Source organism: Methanococcus maripaludis, from assembly GCF_013760955.1.
Classification (GTDB): Archaea; AGJL01; Methanococci; order Methanococcales; family Methanococcaceae; genus Methanococcus; species Methanococcus maripaludis_A.
This window is the reverse complement of record NZ_JACDUL010000007.1, coordinates 3,318-4,989: the sequence shown is the minus strand read 5'-3', so window position 1 is coordinate 4,989 and position 1,672 is coordinate 3,318. Positions and strand designations below refer to the sequence as shown.

Here is a 1,672-nt window from a genome sequence, read left to right as displayed (position 1 = left end):
GCATATTATGCAATTGAAGTGAACACCTGACTGAAACACTCAGGTGCGATGTAAGCCTACAATCTAGGTGAAACCTAGATAGCAACCAAATGTCATTTCCTTTAATGTAAAATGACGTACTCCACGAGAGGGTGGCGTAAAATTCCTTTACGCTACTAATTCCGGTTGATCCCGCCGGAGGCCACTGCTATTGGGATTCGACTAAGCCATGCGAGTCTATGGTTTCGGCCATGGCGGACGGCTCATTAACACGTGGTTAACATACCCTCAGGTGGGGGATAACCTTGGGAAACTGAGGATAATACCCCATAGAAAAAGCAGTCTGGAATGATTCTTTTTCGAAAGCACATGCGCCTGAGGATTGGACTGCGCTCGATTAGGTAGTTGGTGGGGTAATGGCCCACCAAGCCTACGATCGGTACGGGCCTTGAGAGAGGGAGCCCGGAGATGGGGACTGAGACACGGCCCCAGGCCCTACGGGGCGCAGCAGGCGCGAAACCTCCGCAATGCACGAAAGTGCGACGGGGGGATCCCAAGTGCTCATGCACAGCATGGGCTTTTATCAAGTGTAAACAGCTTGAGGAATAAGGGCTGGGCAAGTTCGGTGCCAGCAGCCGCGGTAACACCGACGGCCCAAGTGGTGGCCACTCTTATTGGGCCTAAAGCGTCCGTAGCCGGTCCAGTAAGTCCCTGTTTAAATCCTGCGGCTTAACCGCAGGACTGGCAGGGATACTGCTGGACTTGGGACCGGGAGAGGACAAGGGTACTTCAGGGGTAGCGGTGAAATGTGTTGATCCTTGAAGGACCACCTATGGCGAAGGCACTTGTCTGGAACGGGTCCGACGGTGAGGGACGAAAGCCAGGGGCGCGAACCGGATTAGATACCCGGGTAGTCCTGGCCGTAAACTCTGCGAACTAGGTGTTAGGTAGGCCCCGTGCCTATCTAGTGCCGAAGGGAAGCCGTTAAGTTCGCCGCCTGGGGAGTACGGTCGCAAGACTGAAACTTAAAGGAATTGGCGGGGGAGCACCACAACGGGTGGAGCCTGCGGTTTAATTGGATTCAACGCCGGGCATCTCACCAGGAGCGACAGCATGATGACGGCCAGGTTGACGACCTTGCCTGAAGCGCTGAGAGGTGGTGCATGGCCATCGTCAGCTCGTACCGCGAGGCGTCCTGTTAAGTCAGGTAACGAGCGAGACCCGTGCCCTATGTTGCTACTTTTTCCTCCGGGAGAAAGGCACTCATAGGGGACCGCTGGCGCTAAGTCAGAGGAAGGAGCGGGCAACGATAGGTCCGCATGCCCCGAATCTCCTGGGCTACACGCGGGCTACAATGGCTAGGACAATGGGCCGCAACCCTGAAAAGGGACGCAAATCTCCTAAACCTAGTCGTAGTTCGGATCGTGGGCTGTAACTCGCCCACGTGAAGCTGGAATCCGTAGTAATCGCAGTTCATAATACTGCGGTGAATGTGTCCCTGCTCCTTGCACACACCGCCCGTCACACCACCCGAGTTGGGTTGAAGTGAGGCCTTGGCCTTCGGCTAGGGTCGAACTTGGGCTCAGCGAGGGGGGTGAAGTCGTAACAAGGTAGCCGTAGGGGAACCTGCGGCTGGATCACCTCCTAAAAAAAGAACAATGGTTGCTACTAGGCACTAAAAGATTGTAGGCTG

At 55.3% G+C, this 1,672-nt stretch carries 1 rRNA gene; it reads left to right on the top strand.

What is annotated here, in order from left to right:
• The first annotated feature begins 158 nt into the window (after window positions 1–158).
• Window positions 159–1,625: ribosomal RNA gene (locus tag HNP90_RS09330) — 16S ribosomal RNA — on the top strand.
• The last annotated feature ends 47 nt before the right edge of the window (window positions 1,626–1,672 follow it).